Here is a 15,829-nt window from a genome sequence, read left to right as displayed (position 1 = left end):
CGATGAAACTACTGATAGTTGAAGACGATCTGTTATTGCAGGAAGGGTTAGCGCTGGCGCTGGGGAATGAAGGCTACGCCCTGGATTGTGCCACCACGGCCGCTGAAGCAGATGCCCTGATCCAGAGCGGTGAATACAGCCTCGTGATCCTGGATTTAGGGCTGCCGGATAAAGACGGCGCGACGCTGCTCTGCCAGTGGCGTCGTCGCGGGGTTGAGAATCCCGTCTTGATTCTCACCGCCCGCGATGCCATTGAAGACAGAATTAACGGGCTGGATTCTGGCGCTGACGATTATCTGGTAAAACCCTTCGCCCTTGCCGAGCTACAGGCTCGCGTACGGGCGTTGATCCGCCGCTATCAGGGCCACAGCGACAACCTGCTGACGGACGGAGATATCACCCTCAATCTGCAAACTCAGCAGGTGCTGCGCCAGTCTCAGCCTGTGGAAGTGACGCCAAAAGAGTTCGCTCTGCTGACGCGCCTGATCATGCGCAGCGGGCAGACCGTGCACCGTGAAACGCTGCAACAGGACATCTACTCCTGGCAGGACGATCCAGGATCAAACACGCTTGAAGTTCACATTCATAATCTGCGGCGCAAGCTCGGTAAAGATCGCATCAAAACCGTACGCGGCGTGGGTTACCGTCTGGAGAGCCAGAAATGAACAGTATGCGCCGGCGATTAATGGTGTTGCTGGCGGTTATTCTGCTATTTTTTCAACTCATTAGCGTTGTCTGGCTGTGGCATGAGAGCCGCGAGCAGATCGGTTTTCTGGTGAACGAAACGTTGTCCGCCAAAGCGCGCAACAACCATGTCGAAAAAGAGATCCGCGAAGCCATTGCCTCCCTGCTGGTCCCTTCTCTGGTGATGGTCGGTTTTACCTTGCTCTTCTCATTCTGGGCAGTCACCTGGATCACCCGACCACTCAACAAACTTCGCGCCAGCCTTGCGAACCGTTCGGCGGATAATCTGACTCCCCTGCCGATGTATTCCGATATGGAAGAGATAGGCGCTGTGACCACCTCGCTCAATCAACTCCTCGCCCGGCTGGACCACACTATTCAACAGGAACGCCTGTTTACCGCCGATGCGGCACACGAGTTACGTACGCCGCTTGCGGGGATCAGGCTCCATCTGGAACTGATGGCTCAGTCCGGTTCCCCGCAGGCCACGCCACTGATAAGCCGTATCGATCAGTTGATGCACACGGTGGAACAGCTGCTGATGCTGGCGCGTGCCGGACAGGCGATGGCCAGCGGCCATTACGATACCGTGAACTGGACAGAGACGATCATTGCTCCGCTCAGCCTGGAGCATGAAGCCAAAGAGCATACGGTAATATGGCCGGCCCACAGCGCGCTGACGGTACAGGGGGACGCCGTCCTGTTACGTCTGATGCTAAGGAACCTTCTGGAGAATGCCGCCCGCTACAGCCCGGCAGGCACAACCATTGAAGTGGCATTAACAGCGACGGAGGGCGGTACCCGGGTGAGCGTTACCGATCAGGGGCCGGGTATTGATGAGGCGCACCGCCAGTCGATCACCGAACCTTTCCGACGTCTCGACCAGCGCTACGGCGGCAGCGGCCTTGGGCTGAGCATCGTACAGCGTATCGTACAGCTCCATCATGGCCATTTAACGCTGGAGAACGGCGCTGAGGGCGGCCTCATCGCCAGCTGTTGGTTACCGGCGAAAATAGGATAAAAAAAAGCCCCGTTAAGGGGCTTTATACAGGGGTTAGTGCTTGTAGATGAACTCGACGCCTTCTTCGTCGTCTTCATCCCAGTCATCGTCCCAGTCTTCATCATCTTCTTCCGCTTCCAGCTCTTCGAGCTGCTGGCGGTGGTAGTCATCCCACATGAATTCGACTTTTTCAGGCTGTTTCGCCTCTTCTGCCTGAACAACCGGATTCTCGATGATAAAGGTCATCACATCCCAGCAGAGATCTTTCACGCCAACCTGGCTGGCGGCAGAGATCAGATAGTACTTATCTTCCCAACCCATCGCGTCGGCAATCGCTTTAGCTTTCGCTTCAGCTTCCGCTTTATCCATCAGGTCGATCTTGTTAAATACCAGCCAGCGCGGTTTTTGCGCCAGTTTTTCACTGTATTTCTCCAGCTCGCCGATAATAATACGGGCGTTTTCAACCGGATCGGAACCGTCGATTGGATCGATGTCGATGAGGTGCAACAGTACGCGACAACGCTCAAGGTGCTTCAGGAAGCGAATCCCCAGACCGGCGCCTTCTGCTGCCCCTTCAATCAGACCCGGGATGTCAGCGACCACAAAGCTCTTCTCGTTATCCATACGGACAACGCCCAGGCTCGGCACCAGCGTCGTAAACGGATAATCCGCTACTTTGGGTTTCGCCGCAGAGACCGCACGGATAAACGTCGATTTACCGGCGTTTGGCATACCCAGCATCCCCACATCCGCCAGCAGCATCAGTTCCAGTTGCAGGTCGCGCTTATCACCCGGGGTACCCATGGTTTTCTGACGCGGGGTACGGTTAACGGAAGATTTGAAACGGCTGTTACCCAGACCATGCCAGCCGCCTTTCGCCACCATCAGGCGCTGACCGTGTTTGGTCATATCACCCATGGTTTCGCCCGTGCCCTGATCGATGACACGCGTACCCACCGGCACTTTGATCGTCACGTCTTTACCGCGTTTACCGGTACAGTCGCGGCTCTGGCCGTTCTGGCCACGCTCGGCGCGGAAAGATTTTTCGAAACGGTAGTCGATCAGCGTGTTGAGGTTTTCATCCGCCTCCAGCCACACGTCGCCACCGTCCCCACCGTCACCGCCGTCAGGACCGCCACGAGGAATATATTTTTCACGGCGGAAGCTTACACAACCGTTACCGCCATCACCTGCCACGACCAGAATCGTCGCTTCATCAACAAACTTCATTTTACTCTCCGTAACTCATTCGCCTGAGCGGGGGACTATTACAACCGCTTCATTTTTGCGCCAACGCCCCCAGAGACGATGACCAATGGCGGAATACATCGCGCCCGCAACCACGACAAACGCACCGAGATAACCCAACAGGTTGAGCATCGGCTTGACGAAGACATCGGGCCAGGCCATTGATAACAAATCTGAAAATAACAGCGTAAACAGCGGGGTAAGCGTGATTAAGGCGCTCACCTGTGCTGCCTGCCAGCGCGCCATGGCTTCAGCCAGAGCGCCATAACCGACCAGCGTATTCAGCCCACAAAAAATGAGGCACGCCAGTTGCCAGTCGCTGAGCTGGGTAATTACACCCGGCTTCGCTAAAGGCAATAATGCCAGTGTACACAAAGTGTACAGCAAAAAGAGGATCTGCTGTGAGGCAAGACGGCGCAATAACACCTTTTGCGCGACGCCATAACTCACCCAGACCGTTGCTGCGCCCACCCCAAAAATGACACCCCAGGTGTAATCCGTCAGGCGGGTAAAAATCTCAATCAGGCTGGTGTTAAAGAACATCACCAGCCCGCAAAGCAGCATGCTTGCCCCGATGATCTGCGTGCCGCGCATCTTCTCCTTGAGGATGAATACGCTGGCGACCATCATGCCGACCGGTGAAAGCTGACCAATCACCTGCGACGCTGTAGGGCTAAGATATTGCAGGGAAGAGCTGAACAGAATGAAGTTACCGAACAGACCGCCCGTCGCGATAGCCAGTAACACCAGCCAACGCGGTTTTCGGAAGATGCGCAGCGGTGGCAGCTTACCTTTGACGGCCAGAATGGCGCCCAGGCCTATGCTTGCCATCAGGAAGCGATAAAACACCACCGTCGGTGGCTCCATGACTTCCAGTACCTGCTTCATTGCAATTGGCAGCGCACCCCAGCACATTGCGGTAGTGAGCGCCAAAAGAATACCCATGCCGGCCTGCTGCTTCATGCCCGTTTTCCCTACAGAAAATTTTCCGGGTTTCCAATGTAAAAAGCCCCGCAACACGTTGCGGGGCTTTAATCCGTTACCGGACCGAGAAAACCTTACTCAGCAACGATGCTGATGTATTTACGGTTGTTCGGGCCTTTAACTTCAAATTTCACTTTACCGTCTGCTTTAGCAAACAGAGTGTGGTCACGACCGCAACCTACGTTGGTACCCGCGTGGAACTTGGTGCCACGCTGACGAACGATGATGCTACCCGCCAGAACGGATTCGCCACCGAAACGCTTAACGCCCAGGCGTTTAGCTTCTGAATCGCGACCGTTACGTGTGGAGCCGCCAGCCTTTTTATGTGCCATTTAAATCTCTCCTCAGGTCTTAGGCGCTGATGCCAGTAATTTTCACATCAGTGAACCACTGACGGTGGCCCTGCTGCTTACGATAGTGTTTACGACGACGAAACTTAACGATTTTAACTTTCTCGCCACGACCGTGAGCAACAACTTCAGCTTTGATAACGCCGCCATCAACGAAAGGAACGCCGATTTTGACTTCTTCACCGTTTGCGATCATCAGAACTTCAGCGAACTCAACAGATTCGCCAGTTGCGATGTCCAGCTTTTCCAGGCGAACGGTCTGACCTTCGCTTACTCGGTGTTGTTTACCACCACTTTGGAAAACCGCGTACATATAAACTCCGCTTCCGCGCACATCCTCGTATGATTCAGAGTGCGCTATAAATATTCACAATAGGGCGCGAATATTACGCAAAACGCGAGCCTTTGACAAGTGCTACCATCAATACATGAAGAAAAAAAACACAACACGTACGGTAACGTTTATCTGAGCCGTTTTTTCAGTACAATCAGCAATACTATTTATAAACCGAAACCCTTTGTGTACCCATCTCGTGTGGGATAAACAGGATAAAAAGCCCGGCTTTTGCGATGAATTTAGAAAAAATCAATGAGTTAACCGCGCAAGATATGGCGGGTGTGAATGCAGCAATCCTGGAGCAACTCAACTCTGACGTTCAGCTGATCAATCAGTTGGGCTATTACATCGTCAGCGGCGGCGGTAAACGTATTCGTCCGATGATTGCCATTCTGGCCGCACGCGCGGTTGGCTATCAGGGAAATGCCCACGTCACGATCGCGGCGCTGATCGAATTTATCCACACCGCCACCCTGCTTCACGACGATGTTGTGGATGAATCAGACATGCGTCGTGGTAAAGCCACCGCCAACGCCGCGTTTGGTAATGCGGCAAGCGTTCTGGTAGGCGATTTTATCTATACCCGAGCCTTCCAGATGATGACCAGCCTTGGCTCGCTGAAGGTGCTGGAAGTGATGTCAGAAGCCGTGAACGTTATCGCTGAAGGTGAAGTCCTACAGCTGATGAACGTCAACGACCCGGACATCACCGAAGAAAACTATATGCGGGTGATTTATAGCAAGACCGCACGTCTGTTCGAAGCCGCCGCGCAATGCTCCGGCATTCTGGCAGGCTGTAGCGAAGCTCAGGAAAAGGGCCTTCAGGACTATGGCCGTTACCTCGGCACCGCGTTCCAGCTGATTGATGATTTGCTGGACTACAGCGCGGATGGCGAAACGCTCGGTAAAAACGTCGGCGATGACCTGAACGAAGGCAAGCCAACGCTGCCGCTGCTCCACGCGATGCGCAATGGCACACCAGAGCAGGCGAAAATGATCCGGGAGGCTATCGAGCAGGGAAATGGACGCCATCTTCTGGAACCGGTACTGGAAACAATGGCTATCTGCGGCTCCCTGGAATGGACGCGTCAGCGCGCTGAAGAAGAAGCGGACAAAGCCATCGCCGCCATTCAGGTCATTCCCGACAGCCCATGGCGTGATGCGCTAATCGGCCTCGCGCACATCGCCGTCCAGCGCGACCGATAATCCCCTCCTCATCTCCCTGCGCCCACGCAGGGAGATTCCAGTACACACCAATAAATTACATTTCCGCGTAAGCCCATCGGGTTACAGGCCGCATGTATAAAGCCGTGCCTTATTCTGAATATTGCTTCTCGTAACATGAACTTTTTAGAACACATGTTCGAAGTGAGTATAGTAATGCTGTCTTTTCACACGAAACGACGTGGACGATAACGAACACAAGGACAGCATTATGGATACAAAATTCATCGACTGGCATTCTGCTGACATTATTGCGGCACTGCGTAAAAAAGGAACATCGCTGGCTGCCGAATCACGTCGTCATGGGCTAAGCTCGTCGACGCTGGCAAACGCCCTGACCCGCCCATGGCCGAAGGGGGAACTGATTATCGCGACGGCGCTGGATACGCATCCGTGGGTGATATGGCCGTCACGCTACCACGATCCTATTACCCATGAATTTATCGACAGAACGCGCATGATGCGCCAGGGCAAAACGAAGAAAGCACATCAGGACTGATGCACCAGGATTGACAGGAACAGCAATCCCCCGGCCTGTTATGGCAGGGGGGTGCCGGAACGATTACTCGCCCTTCACACGCTCGATATTTGCACCCAGCGCGCGCAGTTTGTCCTCAATACGCTCGTAACCACGATCGATGTGGTAGATACGATCGACAACGGTAGTCCCTTCCGCAATACAACCTGCCAATACGAGGCTCGCAGACGCGCGCAGATCGGTCGCCATCACCTGCGCACCGGACAGTTTTTCAACGCCGTGGCAAATTACCGTGTTGCTTTCAATCTCAGCATGCGCACCCATACGGATCAGTTCCGGTACGTGCATGAAACGGTTTTCGAAGATAGTTTCCGTGATGAAGCCCGTGCCTTCGGCCACCAGGTTCAACAGCGTGAACTGTGCCTGCATATCCGTCGGGAATGCCGGATGTGGCGCAGTACGCACGTTAACGGCTTTAGGACGCTGCCCGTGCATATCGAGGCTGATCCAGTCTTCACCGATTTCGATATCCGCACCCGCATCGCGCAGTTTCGCCAGCACCGCATCCAGGGTATCCGGCTGGGCGTTACGGCAGACAATCTTACCGCCAGAAATGGCCGCGGCCACCAGGAAAGTACCGGTTTCGATACGGTCCGGCAGAACGCGGTACACACCGCCACCCAGACGTTCAACGCCTTCGATGGTGATACGGTCTGTGCCCTGCCCGCTGATCTTCGCCCCCAGCGCGACTAGGAAGTTCGCGGTATCCACGATCTCCGGCTCACGGGCGGCGTTTTCGATGATGGTAGTGCCTTCTGCCAGCGTAGCAGCCGACATGATGGTGACCGTTGCGCCCACGCTCACTTTGTCCATGACAATGTGCGCGCCTTTCAGACGACCATTGACGGACGCTTTAACGTAACCCTCTTCCAGCTTGATCTCTGCGCCGAGTTTTTCCAGGCCGAAGATATGCAGGTCAACGGGACGCGCGCCGATAGCGCATCCGCCCGGCAGTGAAACCTGTCCCTGACCGAAACGCGCCACCAGCGGACCAAGCGCCCAGATGGAAGCACGCATGGTTTTCACCAGCTCATACGGCGCTGAGAAGTTGTTCACGTTGCTGGCATCGATCCAGACGGAACCGTTACGCTCCACTTTGGTGCCCAACTGGCCGAGCAACTTCATGGTCGTGTCGATATCTTTCAGCTTCGGTACGTTCTGGATCTCTACCGGCTCTTCTGCGAGCAGCGCAGCGAAAAGAATGGGCAGCGCGGCGTTTTTAGCGCCAGAAATTGTGACTTCGCCCTGGAGACGCGTGGGTCCCTGTACACGAAATTTATCCATCGTTTGCTCTCTTATAAATTCAACCGTGCTGCGGGCGTTTCGCCCTCAGCTCAAAAACCGTTTAGTTTGCGATCGCGTGCCCACTCCTGTGGGGTGAACGCTTTAATCGACAGGGCGTGGATGCGGTTATCCGCAATGTATTCCATCAGCGGCGCGTACACAGCCTGCTGTTTCTTCACGCGACTCATTCCGTCGAACATCTCACCCACAGCAATAACCTGGAAGTGACTGCCATCGCCAGAGACGTGGGCTTCCTGAAGGGAGAGTGCATTCATCAGCACAGTCTGGATTTCATTATTTTCCATGGGGTCTACATCATCTGATAGTGAAAACAAGCTCAACATCTTAGAGCAAAGTGGCGCGGTCTTAAACAAGCAAAAAGCCCCGACGCGTAAACTGTCGGGGCTTTCAGAAGTAACGTACTGAAAAAATTAGCGAGGTAATACGTCTTCGGGCAAATTGTAAAGCTGTGCAAGGGTAATCACGTTATCGCTTACCCCCGTCAGGGTAACGCCACTCCCCTGCTTTTTGCCCGTGGCCACCAGGTGCGCCAGCAGGGCGATACCGGCGGTATCTACCCGCGTAACGCCATGGAGATCAATCAGCGTCACGCCCTGCATCGCGTTATGGCGAGCGTCCCACAGCGGGTTAAGCAGATCCTGATCCAGCTCTCCCGTCAGCGTCAACGTCTCGCCGTCACGCGCCCAGCTAAGCTGCTGTGACATTACTTCTTCTCGTCCAGGGTAATTTTCTGACGAGAGATGGACTGAAGCTGAGCCGTCAGGCCATCGATGCCTTTAGTGCGCAGCAGATCGCTCCACTCGTTCTGTTTAGTGGTGATCATGCTGACGCCTTCAGCGATCATGTCGTACGCCTGCCAGTTTCCGGTCTGGCTGTTTTTACGCCACTGGAAGTCCAGACGAACCGGTGGACGACCGTTTGGATCGATAATCGTCACGCGAATAGGAATGATAGTGGCATCGCCCAGCGGCTGTTCAGGGGCAATCTGATAGGTCTGCCCGTGGTACATCGCCAGCGCCTGGCCGTAAGCCTGTTTCAGGTATTCACGGAACGCCGCAAAGTAAGCCTCGCGCTGTGCAGGGGTCGCGTCTTTGTAGTAACGGCCCAGCACCAGTGCGCCCGCATACTTGATCTGCACATACGGCAGCAGTTCCTGATCCACCACATCACGCAGATAATCAGGGTTAGAACGGATTTTTGGCTGTTCGTTTTTAAGACGGTCGAAGGTTTTCTTCGCGGCCTCATCCATCAGTTTGTACGGGTTACTCTGATCCGCAGCGTGCGCCGCGGTAAGAGGGGCAATGACCAGCATGGCAACCATTAACAGTCGTTTAAACATGAATGACTTCTCCTGAAATTAATTCGTCGCGCCTGGCGTCGGTTCGACGTTGGTGTGGTCTTCACTCTGCGCAGGGGCATCGTCAGACTTTTTATCATCCCCTTTACTGTTGTAAAGGAACTGACCAATCATATCTTCCAGCACCATCGCTGACTTGGTATCCTGGATTACGCTACCGTCTTTAAGGATAGTCGTTCCCAGCTCAGGATCTTCAAAACCAACGTTAAGGGCCAGATATTGCTCCCCCAGCAGGCCAGAGGTGCGGATAGAAAGCGAGCTGGTGTCCGGAATGTGGTTATAGCGCTCTTCGATATCCATCGCGACGCGCGGCAGATAGGTTTTCTCATCAAGCGTAATGTCAGCGACACGTCCGATAACGACGCCACCAATACGCACCGGTGAGCGCGCTTTCAGGCCGCCGATGTTATCGAAAGTCGCGTAGACACGATACGTCGGCTCGGCGCGAACAGAGGTGATGTCCGCCGCTCGCAGGCAGATGAACAGCGCGGCCAGCAGCGCCAGAAGCAGAAACACGCCAACCCAAATTTCATTTTTTCTCGTTTGCATGAACTCAATTCCCAAACATCAGTGCGGTGAGCACAAAATCCAGACCTAAAACGGCCAGCGACGAATGTACGACAGTACGCGTCGTTGCACGGCTAATGCCCGCCGACGTCGGAATGGCATCGTAACCATTAAACAACGCAATCCAGGTAACCGTCACAGCGAAAACCACGCTCTTGATCAGACAGTTCACCAGATCCATCCGCAGATCGATGGCGTCCTGCATGGCAGACCAGAAGAATCCGGCATCAATGCCTTTCCAGTTAACGCCAACCAGCGCGCCTCCCCAGATACCTACCGCCACAAAAAGGATAGTCAGTAACGGCAAGGAGATAGCCCCGGCCCAGAAGCGCGGCGAGATTACCCGGCGCAGCGGATCGACTGCCATCATCTCCATACTGGAGAGCTGCTCGGTGGCGCGCATCAGGCCAATTTCCGCCGTCAACGCTGACCCGGCACGCCCGGCGAACAGCAGCGCGGCAACCACCGGCCCGAGTTCACGCAGCAGCGAGAGCGCCACCAGCATGCCAAGGCTGGTTTCCGCGCTGTAGGTTGTCAGCACCAGATACCCCTGCAACCCCAGCACCATGCCAATAAACAGACCCGACACGATGATGATAAGCATCGACAGCACGCCGACGTTATAAAGCTGCCGTACCAGTAACGGCGCATGCTTGCGGAACTCCGGTTTGCCGACCAGCGCGTTGAACAACATTAATCCGGCACGCCCGAACGTACTGATGGTTTTTAGGCCACGGTGTCCAAGACCCGCCAACGCATTTAACAGCATGAGTGGCTTAACTCCCTATTCCGAGTAAATCGTCATGATAGTCGCCCGCCGGATAGCGGAAAGGCACCGGCCCATCTGCGATACCGTCCAGGAACTGCCGCACGCGTGGATCGCCATTCTCCTGCAACGCCTGCGCGCTGCCGTGGGCGACGATCTTTTTGTCAGCCACAATATAGGCGTAATCAGCGATACTCAGCACTTCCGGCACGTCGTGGGAAACCACCACGCAGGTGACGCCAAGGGCGCTGTTCAGCTCCGAAATTAACTTCACCAGCACGCCCATGGTGATGGGGTCCTGCCCGACGAACGGTTCATCGAACATGATTAAATCGGGTTCCAGGGCAATAGCACGCGCCAGCGCGGCGCGGCGCGCCATCCCACCCGAGAGTTCGGACGGCATGAGTTTCGCAGCCCCCCGCAGCCCCACGGCTTCAAGCTTCATCATCACCGTACTGTGCAACAGCTCAGGAGGAAGATGGGTGTGCTCACGCAACGGATAGGCCACGTTGTCAAAAACGTTCATATCCGTGAACAGCGCGCCCGACTGAAAGAGCATGCTCATCCGTTTGCGAACCGTGTAGAGGCGCGAGCGAGACATCGCCGGGACATTTTCGCCGTCGAAGAGAATTTCGCCGCTGTCAGGGGGGATTTGCCCGCCGATAAGACGCAGCAACGTGGTTTTACCGATCCCTGACGGCCCCATGATGGCGGTGATTTTACCGCGCGGCACGGTCAGCGAAATATCATCAAATATTAACCGGTTGCCGCGAGAAAAACTGACGCCCCGGACATCGACTATATTCGCCATCGTTTGGCTCATTTATGGTTCCTTACTTACCTTGCTTCACGGCTGGCATGAAGCGTAAATCAGCCCTAAACCCCGCATTTTTACAGAATATTCACTATTGGGGTTAGCGAAAGCTGGCATTTGTTTTACTTTTCCGGCGCATAAAGTCAAAATTAGGAATTCGTTACGTCTCAGACTTCATCTGGCGCCAACATTCGTGCGCAGTGGACCAGCGAGTATACCTGAAGAAAGGACTTTTGATGCTTTTAGCAACAGCACTGTTAATAATTGGTTTACTGTTGGTGGTCTACAGTGCTGACCGTTTGGTCTTTGCCGCATCCATTCTCTGTCGACTCATTGGCATGCCGCCCATCATTATCGGCATGACGGTGGTCAGTGTAGGCACATCGCTTCCTGAAATCATCGTTTCTGTTTCAGCCTCGCTGCATGGGCAGGTCGACCTCGCTATCGGCACCGCGATTGGCTCTAACATCGTCAATATCTTACTGATTTTAGGCTTAGCCGCATTACTGCATCCATTTCGCGTGCATTCTGATGTTTTGCGCCGGGAATTGCCGTTAATGTTAGTCGTCAGTCTGCTGGCAGGCTACGTACTTTATGACGGGGTGCTGAGCGTCGGTGACGGTATATTCCTGCTCGCCCTGGCCGTGATCTGGTTGCTTTACAGCGTGAAGATCGCACGTCTGGCGGAAAAACAGGGTAACGATAGCCTTACGCGTGAGCATCTCGCCGAGCTGCCCCGGGAAGGGACCTTACCCGTCGCCCTGCTGTGGCTGGGCGTCGCGCTGATCATCATGCCAATGGCCACGCGGATGGTGGTCGATAACGCGACGGTGCTGGCGAACGCGTTTGCGATGAGCGAACTGACAATCGGTCTGACGGTAATCGCCATCGGCACCAGCCTGCCAGAGCTGGCCACCGCCATCGCCGGGGCGCGTAAAGGGGAAGATGATATCGCCATCGGCAATATCATTGGCTCGAATATTTTCAATATCGCGATCGTGACGGGGCTGCCGGCGCTAATCTCGCCGGGGCCGTTTAACCCTATGGTTTTCACGCGCGATTACGGTGTGATGCTGCTGGTCAGCGTGATTTTCGCCCTGCTCTGCTGGCGGCGAAAAGAGCAGATCGGCAAAGGCGCAGGCGCGCTGCTGACGGGTGGATTTATCGTATGGCTGGCGATGCTGTACTGGCTTTCGCCTCTTCTCTCTGGGTAAACGGAAACGCATTATGTCGCAAATAGAATTGCAGCCGGGTTTTGACTTTCAGAAAGCAGGCAAAGACGTTCTGGAGATTGAACGTGAAGGTCTGGCGCAGTTAGATCAGTACATTAATCAGGATTTTAGTCTGGCCTGTGAGAAGATGTTCTACTGTGCCGGCAAAGTCGTGGTGATGGGGATGGGCAAATCCGGCCATATCGGACGCAAAATGGCGGCGACCTTTGCCAGTACCGGCACGTCGTCATTCTTCGTTCATCCCGGTGAAGCCGCGCACGGTGACCTCGGCATGGTTACGCCGCAGGACGTGGTTATTGCGCTGTCCAACTCCGGGGAATCGAATGAAATCCTGGCGTTGATCCCGGTACTGAAGCGTCTGCACGTACCGCTGATTTGCATGACCAGCCGACCGGAAAGCAGCATGGCGCGTGCGGCGGATATTCACCTGTGCGTGAAAGTGCCTAAAGAAGCCTGTCCGCTGGGGCTGGCGCCGACCTCCAGCACAACCGCCGCGCTGGTGATGGGCGATGCCCTTGCCGTTGCGCTGCTGGAAGCCCGCGGTTTTACGCCTGAAGATTTTGCCCTGTCTCATCCCGGCGGCGCGCTCGGGCGCAAACTGCTGCTGCGGGTTAACGATATTATGCACACCGGAGATGAGATCCCGCACGTGAGCAAAGAGGCCTCTTTGCGCGACGCGTTACTGGAGATCACCCGTAAAAACCTGGGCATGACGGTTATCTGCGACGATCTGATGAAGATTCAGGGCATTTTCACCGACGGCGACCTGCGCCGGGTATTCGATATGGGTGTGGATGTCCGAACGCTGGGCATTGCTGATGTGATGACGCCAGGCGGGATCCGCGTCCGTCCGGGCACGCTGGCGGTAGATGTGCTGAACCTGATGCAGTCCCGTCATATTACCTCAGTGATGGTTGCCGATGGCGACCAACTGCTGGGTGTGGTACATATGCATGATCTGCTGCGCGCTGGCGTAGTGTAATGAAGGATAAGACAATGAGTAATGCGGGTGCATCCCTTGCAACCTGTTATGGCCCGGTGAGCGCCCACATGATGGCAAAGGCGGAAAATATCCGCCTGTTGATCCTCGATGTGGATGGTGTGCTCTCCGACGGTCTGATTTATATGGGCAATAACGGCGAAGAGCTGAAAGCCTTTAACGTTCGCGACGGTTACGGTATCCGCTGTGCGCTCACGTCCGGAATTGAAGTTGCAATCATCACCGGGCGGAAAGCTAAACTGGTAGAAGATCGGTGTGAAACGCTGGGCATTACCCATCTCTATCAGGGGCAGTCTGATAAGATGGTAGCTTTCCGGGATCTGCTGGGAAAACTGGCCATTGCACCAGAGAATGTGGCATACGTCGGGGATGATTTGATCGACTGGCCAGTGATGGCGGAGGTGGGTCTGAGCATCGCCGTGGCTGACGCGCACCCGCTGCTGATCCCGCGTGCTGATTACGTTACCCATATTCACGGTGGCCGCGGCGCCGTCCGTGAAGTCTGCGATCTGCTTCTGCTGTCGCAGGGCAAGCTTGATGAGGCGAAAGGGCAATCGATATGAGTAAAACCAGACGTTGGGTTATCATTCTGCTTGCGCTTGTCGCCCTGGTACTGATTGGCGTCAACCTCGCTGACCGCGATGATACGCAAGCGGAAGTGGTTAACACGAGCGACCCGACCTATAAAAGCGATCACAGCGACACCGTGGTCTATAGCCCGGAAGGCGCGCTGAACTATCGCCTCGTTGCTCAGCATGTAGAATATTTTTCAGATGACGGTACCTCGTGGTTTACCCAACCGGTCATGACCACCTTTGATACGGACAAAGTGCCGACGTGGTCTATCAAGTCTGACCGGGCAAAACTGACAAATGACCGTATGCTTTACCTGTATGGTCACGTTGAAGTCAACGCCCTGACCGCTGACGCGCAACTGCGAAAAATTACGACGGATAACGCCCAGATCAACCTGGTCACCCAGGATGTCACGTCGCAGGATCTCGTCACCCTGTATGGCACAACATTTAATTCCAGCGGTTTAAGAATGCGCGGGAACTTACGCAGCAAAAACGCCGAGCTGATTGAAAAGGTTAGAACCTCCTATGAAATTCAAAACAAACAAACTCAGCCTTAAAGTTGTTATCGCCAGCGCGCTGCTGGCGGCCAGTCTTCCCGCGCTTGCTGTGACTGGCGACACCGAACAGCCGATTCATATTGAATCCGATACCCAGTCTCTGGATATGCAGGGTAACGTCGTCACCTTTACCGGCAACGTCGTCATGACCCAGGGCACCATTAAAATCAACGCCGACAAAGTGGTCGTTACTCGTCCGGGCGGCGAGCAGGGCAAAGAGATTATCGATGGTTATGGCAACCCGGCCACCTTCTACCAGATGCAGGACAACGGCAAGCCGGTGAAAGGCCATGCCTCGCATATGCATTATGAACTGGCGAAGGATCTGGTCATCCTGACCGGTAATGCTTACCTGGAACAGCTGGACAGCAATATCAAAGGCGACAAGATCACCTATCTGGTGAAAGAGCAGAAAATGCAGGCCTCCAGCGAAAAAGGCAAACGCGTCACGACCGTGCTTGTGCCTTCGCAGTTGCAGGACAAGAACAACGGTCAGGCTCCGGCACAGAAAAAGAGTAACTAATTCGTTATGGCAACTTTAACTGCAAAAAACCTCGCGAAAGCGTATAAGGGCCGCCGCGTCGTCGAAGATGTCAGTCTGACCGTCAACTCCGGCGAAATCGTGGGTTTGCTTGGCCCTAACGGGGCGGGTAAAACCACGACCTTCTACATGGTGGTGGGCATCGTCCCGCGTGACGCCGGCAACATCATCATCGATGATGAAGATATCAGCCTGCTGCCGCTGCATGCCCGCGCGCGTCGTGGCATCGGCTATTTGCCGCAGGAAGCGTCTATTTTCCGCCGCTTAAGCGTGTTCGACAACCTGATGGCCGTGCTCCAGATCCGTGACGATCTGACCAGCGAGCAGCGCTCTGACCGTGCGAACGAGCTGATGGAAGAGTTTCATATCGAGCATCTGCGTGACAGCCTCGGCCAGGCGCTGTCCGGTGGTGAACGCCGCCGCGTTGAGATTGCGCGCGCGCTGGCAGCAAACCCAAAATTCATCCTGCTGGATGAACCGTTTGCGGGCGTTGACCCCATCTCCGTTATCGATATCAAACGTATCATTGAGCACCTGCGCGACAGCGGGCTTGGCGTACTGATCACGGACCACAACGTTCGTGAAACGCTGGCCGTGTGTGAGCGCGCCTACATAGTGAGCCAGGGCCATCTGATTGCCCACGGTACGCCGCAGCAAATCCTCGAAGATGAGCATGTTAAGCGCGTGTACCTTGGGGAAGACTTCAGACTCTGATAGGGTAGAGGTTAAGTCACGCCGAACCGGAGAA

21 protein-coding genes are annotated in these 15,829 nt (G+C 54.9%); 10 read left to right on the top strand and 11 right to left on the bottom strand.

The window, feature by feature from the left end; translation table 11 throughout:
- Nucleotides 1-2 precede the first annotated feature (2 nt).
- Together pmrA and pmrB are read left to right on the top strand one after the other, a co-directional pair.
- The gene (gene pmrA, locus ACWKXX_RS11055) at nucleotides 3-665 is read left to right on the top strand and encodes a two-component system response regulator PmrA (protein WP_015571977.1); all 663 of its coding nucleotides are present in this window, start codon (nucleotides 3-5) and stop codon (nucleotides 663-665) included.
- Nucleotides 662-1,705 carry a two-component system sensor histidine kinase PmrB gene (gene pmrB / locus ACWKXX_RS11050; RefSeq protein ID WP_017382733.1) on the top strand — a complete coding sequence of 348 codons (1,044 nt, stop codon included), beginning with the start codon at nucleotides 662-664 and terminating at the stop codon, nucleotides 1,703-1,705. Before pmrA ends, pmrB begins: the two co-directional genes overlap by 4 nt.
- Before the next feature lie 33 nt (nucleotides 1,706-1,738).
- Here the strand turns inward: pmrB and cgtA are convergent, their stop codons facing one another.
- The 4 genes from cgtA to rplU form a co-directional block, all read right to left on the bottom strand.
- Entirely contained in the window at nucleotides 1,739-2,914 is a 1,176-nt protein-coding gene (gene cgtA / locus ACWKXX_RS11045) for an Obg family GTPase CgtA (protein ID WP_006812124.1), read from the bottom strand.
- Nucleotides 2,915-2,929: 15 nt separating this feature from the next.
- On the bottom strand, nucleotides 2,930-3,895 hold the full coding sequence (locus tag ACWKXX_RS11040; RefSeq protein ID WP_015571979.1) for a DMT family transporter: 966 nt from the start codon (nucleotides 3,893-3,895) through the stop codon (nucleotides 2,930-2,932).
- 95 nt (nucleotides 3,896-3,990) lie between these two features.
- Nucleotides 3,991-4,248, bottom strand: coding sequence for a 50S ribosomal protein L27 (rpmA, locus tag ACWKXX_RS11035; protein WP_003861831.1), 258 nt, complete (start codon nucleotides 4,246-4,248; stop codon nucleotides 3,991-3,993).
- Between the two features lie 19 nt (nucleotides 4,249-4,267).
- Entirely contained in the window at nucleotides 4,268-4,579 is a 312-nt protein-coding gene (rplU, locus tag ACWKXX_RS11030; RefSeq protein WP_003025032.1) for a 50S ribosomal protein L21, read from the bottom strand.
- A gap of 257 nt (nucleotides 4,580-4,836) precedes the next feature.
- Between rplU and ispB the strand changes: the two genes are divergently transcribed.
- Nucleotides 4,837-5,808 (top strand): octaprenyl diphosphate synthase, encoded by a 972-nt coding sequence (ispB, locus tag ACWKXX_RS11025; RefSeq protein WP_006812126.1) that lies wholly within the window; start codon nucleotides 4,837-4,839, stop codon nucleotides 5,806-5,808.
- A 229-nt stretch (nucleotides 5,809-6,037) separates the two neighbouring features.
- Entirely contained in the window at nucleotides 6,038-6,325 is a 288-nt protein-coding gene (gene sfsB / locus ACWKXX_RS11020; RefSeq protein ID WP_020480545.1) for a DNA-binding transcriptional regulator SfsB, read from the top strand.
- Between the two features lie 63 nt (nucleotides 6,326-6,388).
- On the opposite strand, the gene murA is transcribed toward sfsB, so the two are convergent.
- The 7 genes from murA to mlaF form a co-directional block, all read right to left on the bottom strand.
- On the bottom strand, nucleotides 6,389-7,648 hold the full coding sequence (gene murA / locus ACWKXX_RS11015) for a UDP-N-acetylglucosamine 1-carboxyvinyltransferase (protein WP_006812128.1): 1,260 nt from the start codon (nucleotides 7,646-7,648) through the stop codon (nucleotides 6,389-6,391).
- A gap of 50 nt (nucleotides 7,649-7,698) precedes the next feature.
- Nucleotides 7,699-7,953, bottom strand: coding sequence for a BolA family iron metabolism protein IbaG (gene ibaG / locus ACWKXX_RS11010; RefSeq protein ID WP_003861840.1), 255 nt, complete (start codon nucleotides 7,951-7,953; stop codon nucleotides 7,699-7,701).
- Nucleotides 7,954-8,079: 126 nt separating this feature from the next.
- Nucleotides 8,080-8,373: a lipid asymmetry maintenance protein MlaB gene (gene mlaB, locus ACWKXX_RS11005; RefSeq protein WP_032649664.1), complete on the bottom strand. Its 294-nt coding sequence runs from the start codon at nucleotides 8,371-8,373 to the stop codon at nucleotides 8,080-8,082.
- The gene (mlaC, locus tag ACWKXX_RS11000; RefSeq protein ID WP_006812130.1) at nucleotides 8,373-9,008 is read right to left on the bottom strand and encodes a phospholipid-binding protein MlaC; all 636 of its coding nucleotides are present in this window, start codon (nucleotides 9,006-9,008) and stop codon (nucleotides 8,373-8,375) included. The genes mlaB and mlaC overlap by 1 nt, the downstream gene beginning before the upstream one ends.
- 18 nt (nucleotides 9,009-9,026) lie before the next feature.
- Complete coding sequence (gene mlaD, locus ACWKXX_RS10995) at nucleotides 9,027-9,575, bottom strand: outer membrane lipid asymmetry maintenance protein MlaD (RefSeq protein WP_006812131.1); 549 nt, start codon at nucleotides 9,573-9,575, stop codon at nucleotides 9,027-9,029.
- A 4-nt stretch (nucleotides 9,576-9,579) separates the two neighbouring features.
- On the bottom strand, nucleotides 9,580-10,362 hold the full coding sequence (gene mlaE, locus ACWKXX_RS10990; protein WP_261665967.1) for a lipid asymmetry maintenance ABC transporter permease subunit MlaE: 783 nt from the start codon (nucleotides 10,360-10,362) through the stop codon (nucleotides 9,580-9,582).
- Nucleotides 10,363-10,369: 7 nt separating this feature from the next.
- Nucleotides 10,370-11,182: a phospholipid ABC transporter ATP-binding protein MlaF gene (gene mlaF / locus ACWKXX_RS10985; RefSeq protein ID WP_017382730.1), complete on the bottom strand. Its 813-nt coding sequence runs from the start codon at nucleotides 11,180-11,182 to the stop codon at nucleotides 10,370-10,372.
- 227 nt (nucleotides 11,183-11,409) lie between these two features.
- On the opposite strand from mlaF, the gene ACWKXX_RS10980 reads away from it, so the two are divergent.
- The 6 genes from ACWKXX_RS10980 to lptB are packed head-to-tail and all read left to right on the top strand — an operon-like array spanning nucleotide 11,410 to nucleotide 15,795.
- Complete coding sequence (locus ACWKXX_RS10980) at nucleotides 11,410-12,387, top strand: calcium/sodium antiporter (RefSeq protein ID WP_003861852.1); 978 nt, start codon at nucleotides 11,410-11,412, stop codon at nucleotides 12,385-12,387.
- Nucleotides 12,388-12,400: 13 nt separating this feature from the next.
- The gene (kdsD, locus tag ACWKXX_RS10975) at nucleotides 12,401-13,387 is read left to right on the top strand and encodes an arabinose-5-phosphate isomerase KdsD (protein ID WP_003861853.1); all 987 of its coding nucleotides are present in this window, start codon (nucleotides 12,401-12,403) and stop codon (nucleotides 13,385-13,387) included.
- A gap of 14 nt (nucleotides 13,388-13,401) precedes the next feature.
- Nucleotides 13,402-13,968, top strand: coding sequence for a 3-deoxy-manno-octulosonate-8-phosphatase KdsC (gene kdsC / locus ACWKXX_RS10970; protein ID WP_017693909.1), 567 nt, complete (start codon nucleotides 13,402-13,404; stop codon nucleotides 13,966-13,968).
- Entirely contained in the window at nucleotides 13,965-14,540 is a 576-nt protein-coding gene (gene lptC, locus ACWKXX_RS10965; RefSeq protein WP_015571983.1) for an LPS export ABC transporter periplasmic protein LptC, read from the top strand. Before kdsC ends, lptC begins: the two co-directional genes overlap by 4 nt.
- On the top strand, nucleotides 14,509-15,063 hold the full coding sequence (lptA, locus tag ACWKXX_RS10960) for a lipopolysaccharide ABC transporter substrate-binding protein LptA (protein ID WP_006812136.1): 555 nt from the start codon (nucleotides 14,509-14,511) through the stop codon (nucleotides 15,061-15,063). The genes lptC and lptA overlap by 32 nt, the downstream gene beginning before the upstream one ends.
- A 6-nt stretch (nucleotides 15,064-15,069) precedes the next feature.
- A complete protein-coding gene (gene lptB, locus ACWKXX_RS10955) occupies nucleotides 15,070-15,795 on the top strand; it encodes an LPS export ABC transporter ATP-binding protein (protein ID WP_023304493.1) in 726 nt (241 codons plus the stop codon).
- Nucleotides 15,796-15,829: the final 34 nt, after the last annotated feature.

It is taken from the genome of Enterobacter sp. UPMP2061 (assembly GCF_053709615.1).
This window is presented reverse-complemented; position numbering and strand designations above follow the sequence as displayed.

What these genes read in the sequence shown, in the direction of transcription:
- pmrA (WP_015571977.1), top strand. Translation starts at nt 3, where the DNA reads ATGAAACTACTGATAGTTGAAGACGATCTGTTATTGCAGGAAGGGTTA.
- pmrB (WP_017382733.1), top strand. Translation starts at nt 662, where the DNA reads ATGAACAGTATGCGCCGGCGATTAATGGTGTTGCTGGCGGTTATTCTG.
- cgtA (WP_006812124.1), bottom strand. Translation starts at nt 2,914, where the DNA reads ATGAAGTTTGTTGATGAAGCGACGATTCTGGTCGTGGCAGGTGATGGC.
- ACWKXX_RS11040 (WP_015571979.1), bottom strand. Translation starts at nt 3,895, where the DNA reads ATGAAGCAGCAGGCCGGCATGGGTATTCTTTTGGCGCTCACTACCGCA.
- rpmA (WP_003861831.1), bottom strand. Translation starts at nt 4,248, where the DNA reads ATGGCACATAAAAAGGCTGGCGGCTCCACACGTAACGGTCGCGATTCA.
- rplU (WP_003025032.1), bottom strand. Translation starts at nt 4,579, where the DNA reads ATGTACGCGGTTTTCCAAAGTGGTGGTAAACAACACCGAGTAAGCGAA.
- ispB (WP_006812126.1), top strand. Translation starts at nt 4,837, where the DNA reads ATGAATTTAGAAAAAATCAATGAGTTAACCGCGCAAGATATGGCGGGT.
- sfsB (WP_020480545.1), top strand. Translation starts at nt 6,038, where the DNA reads ATGGATACAAAATTCATCGACTGGCATTCTGCTGACATTATTGCGGCA.
- murA (WP_006812128.1), bottom strand. Translation starts at nt 7,648, where the DNA reads ATGGATAAATTTCGTGTACAGGGACCCACGCGTCTCCAGGGCGAAGTC.
- ibaG (WP_003861840.1), bottom strand. Translation starts at nt 7,953, where the DNA reads ATGGAAAATAATGAAATCCAGACTGTGCTGATGAATGCACTCTCCCTT.
- mlaB (WP_032649664.1), bottom strand. Translation starts at nt 8,373, where the DNA reads ATGTCACAGCAGCTTAGCTGGGCGCGTGACGGCGAGACGTTGACGCTG.
- mlaC (WP_006812130.1), bottom strand. Translation starts at nt 9,008, where the DNA reads ATGTTTAAACGACTGTTAATGGTTGCCATGCTGGTCATTGCCCCTCTT.
- mlaD (WP_006812131.1), bottom strand. Translation starts at nt 9,575, where the DNA reads ATGCAAACGAGAAAAAATGAAATTTGGGTTGGCGTGTTTCTGCTTCTG.
- mlaE (WP_261665967.1), bottom strand. Translation starts at nt 10,362, where the DNA reads ATGCTGTTAAATGCGTTGGCGGGTCTTGGACACCGTGGCCTAAAAACC.
- mlaF (WP_017382730.1), bottom strand. Translation starts at nt 11,182, where the DNA reads ATGAGCCAAACGATGGCGAATATAGTCGATGTCCGGGGCGTCAGTTTT.
- ACWKXX_RS10980 (WP_003861852.1), top strand. Translation starts at nt 11,410, where the DNA reads ATGCTTTTAGCAACAGCACTGTTAATAATTGGTTTACTGTTGGTGGTC.
- kdsD (WP_003861853.1), top strand. Translation starts at nt 12,401, where the DNA reads ATGTCGCAAATAGAATTGCAGCCGGGTTTTGACTTTCAGAAAGCAGGC.
- kdsC (WP_017693909.1), top strand. Translation starts at nt 13,402, where the DNA reads ATGAGTAATGCGGGTGCATCCCTTGCAACCTGTTATGGCCCGGTGAGC.
- lptC (WP_015571983.1), top strand. Translation starts at nt 13,965, where the DNA reads ATGAGTAAAACCAGACGTTGGGTTATCATTCTGCTTGCGCTTGTCGCC.
- lptA (WP_006812136.1), top strand. Translation starts at nt 14,509, where the DNA reads ATGAAATTCAAAACAAACAAACTCAGCCTTAAAGTTGTTATCGCCAGC.
- lptB (WP_023304493.1), top strand. Translation starts at nt 15,070, where the DNA reads ATGGCAACTTTAACTGCAAAAAACCTCGCGAAAGCGTATAAGGGCCGC.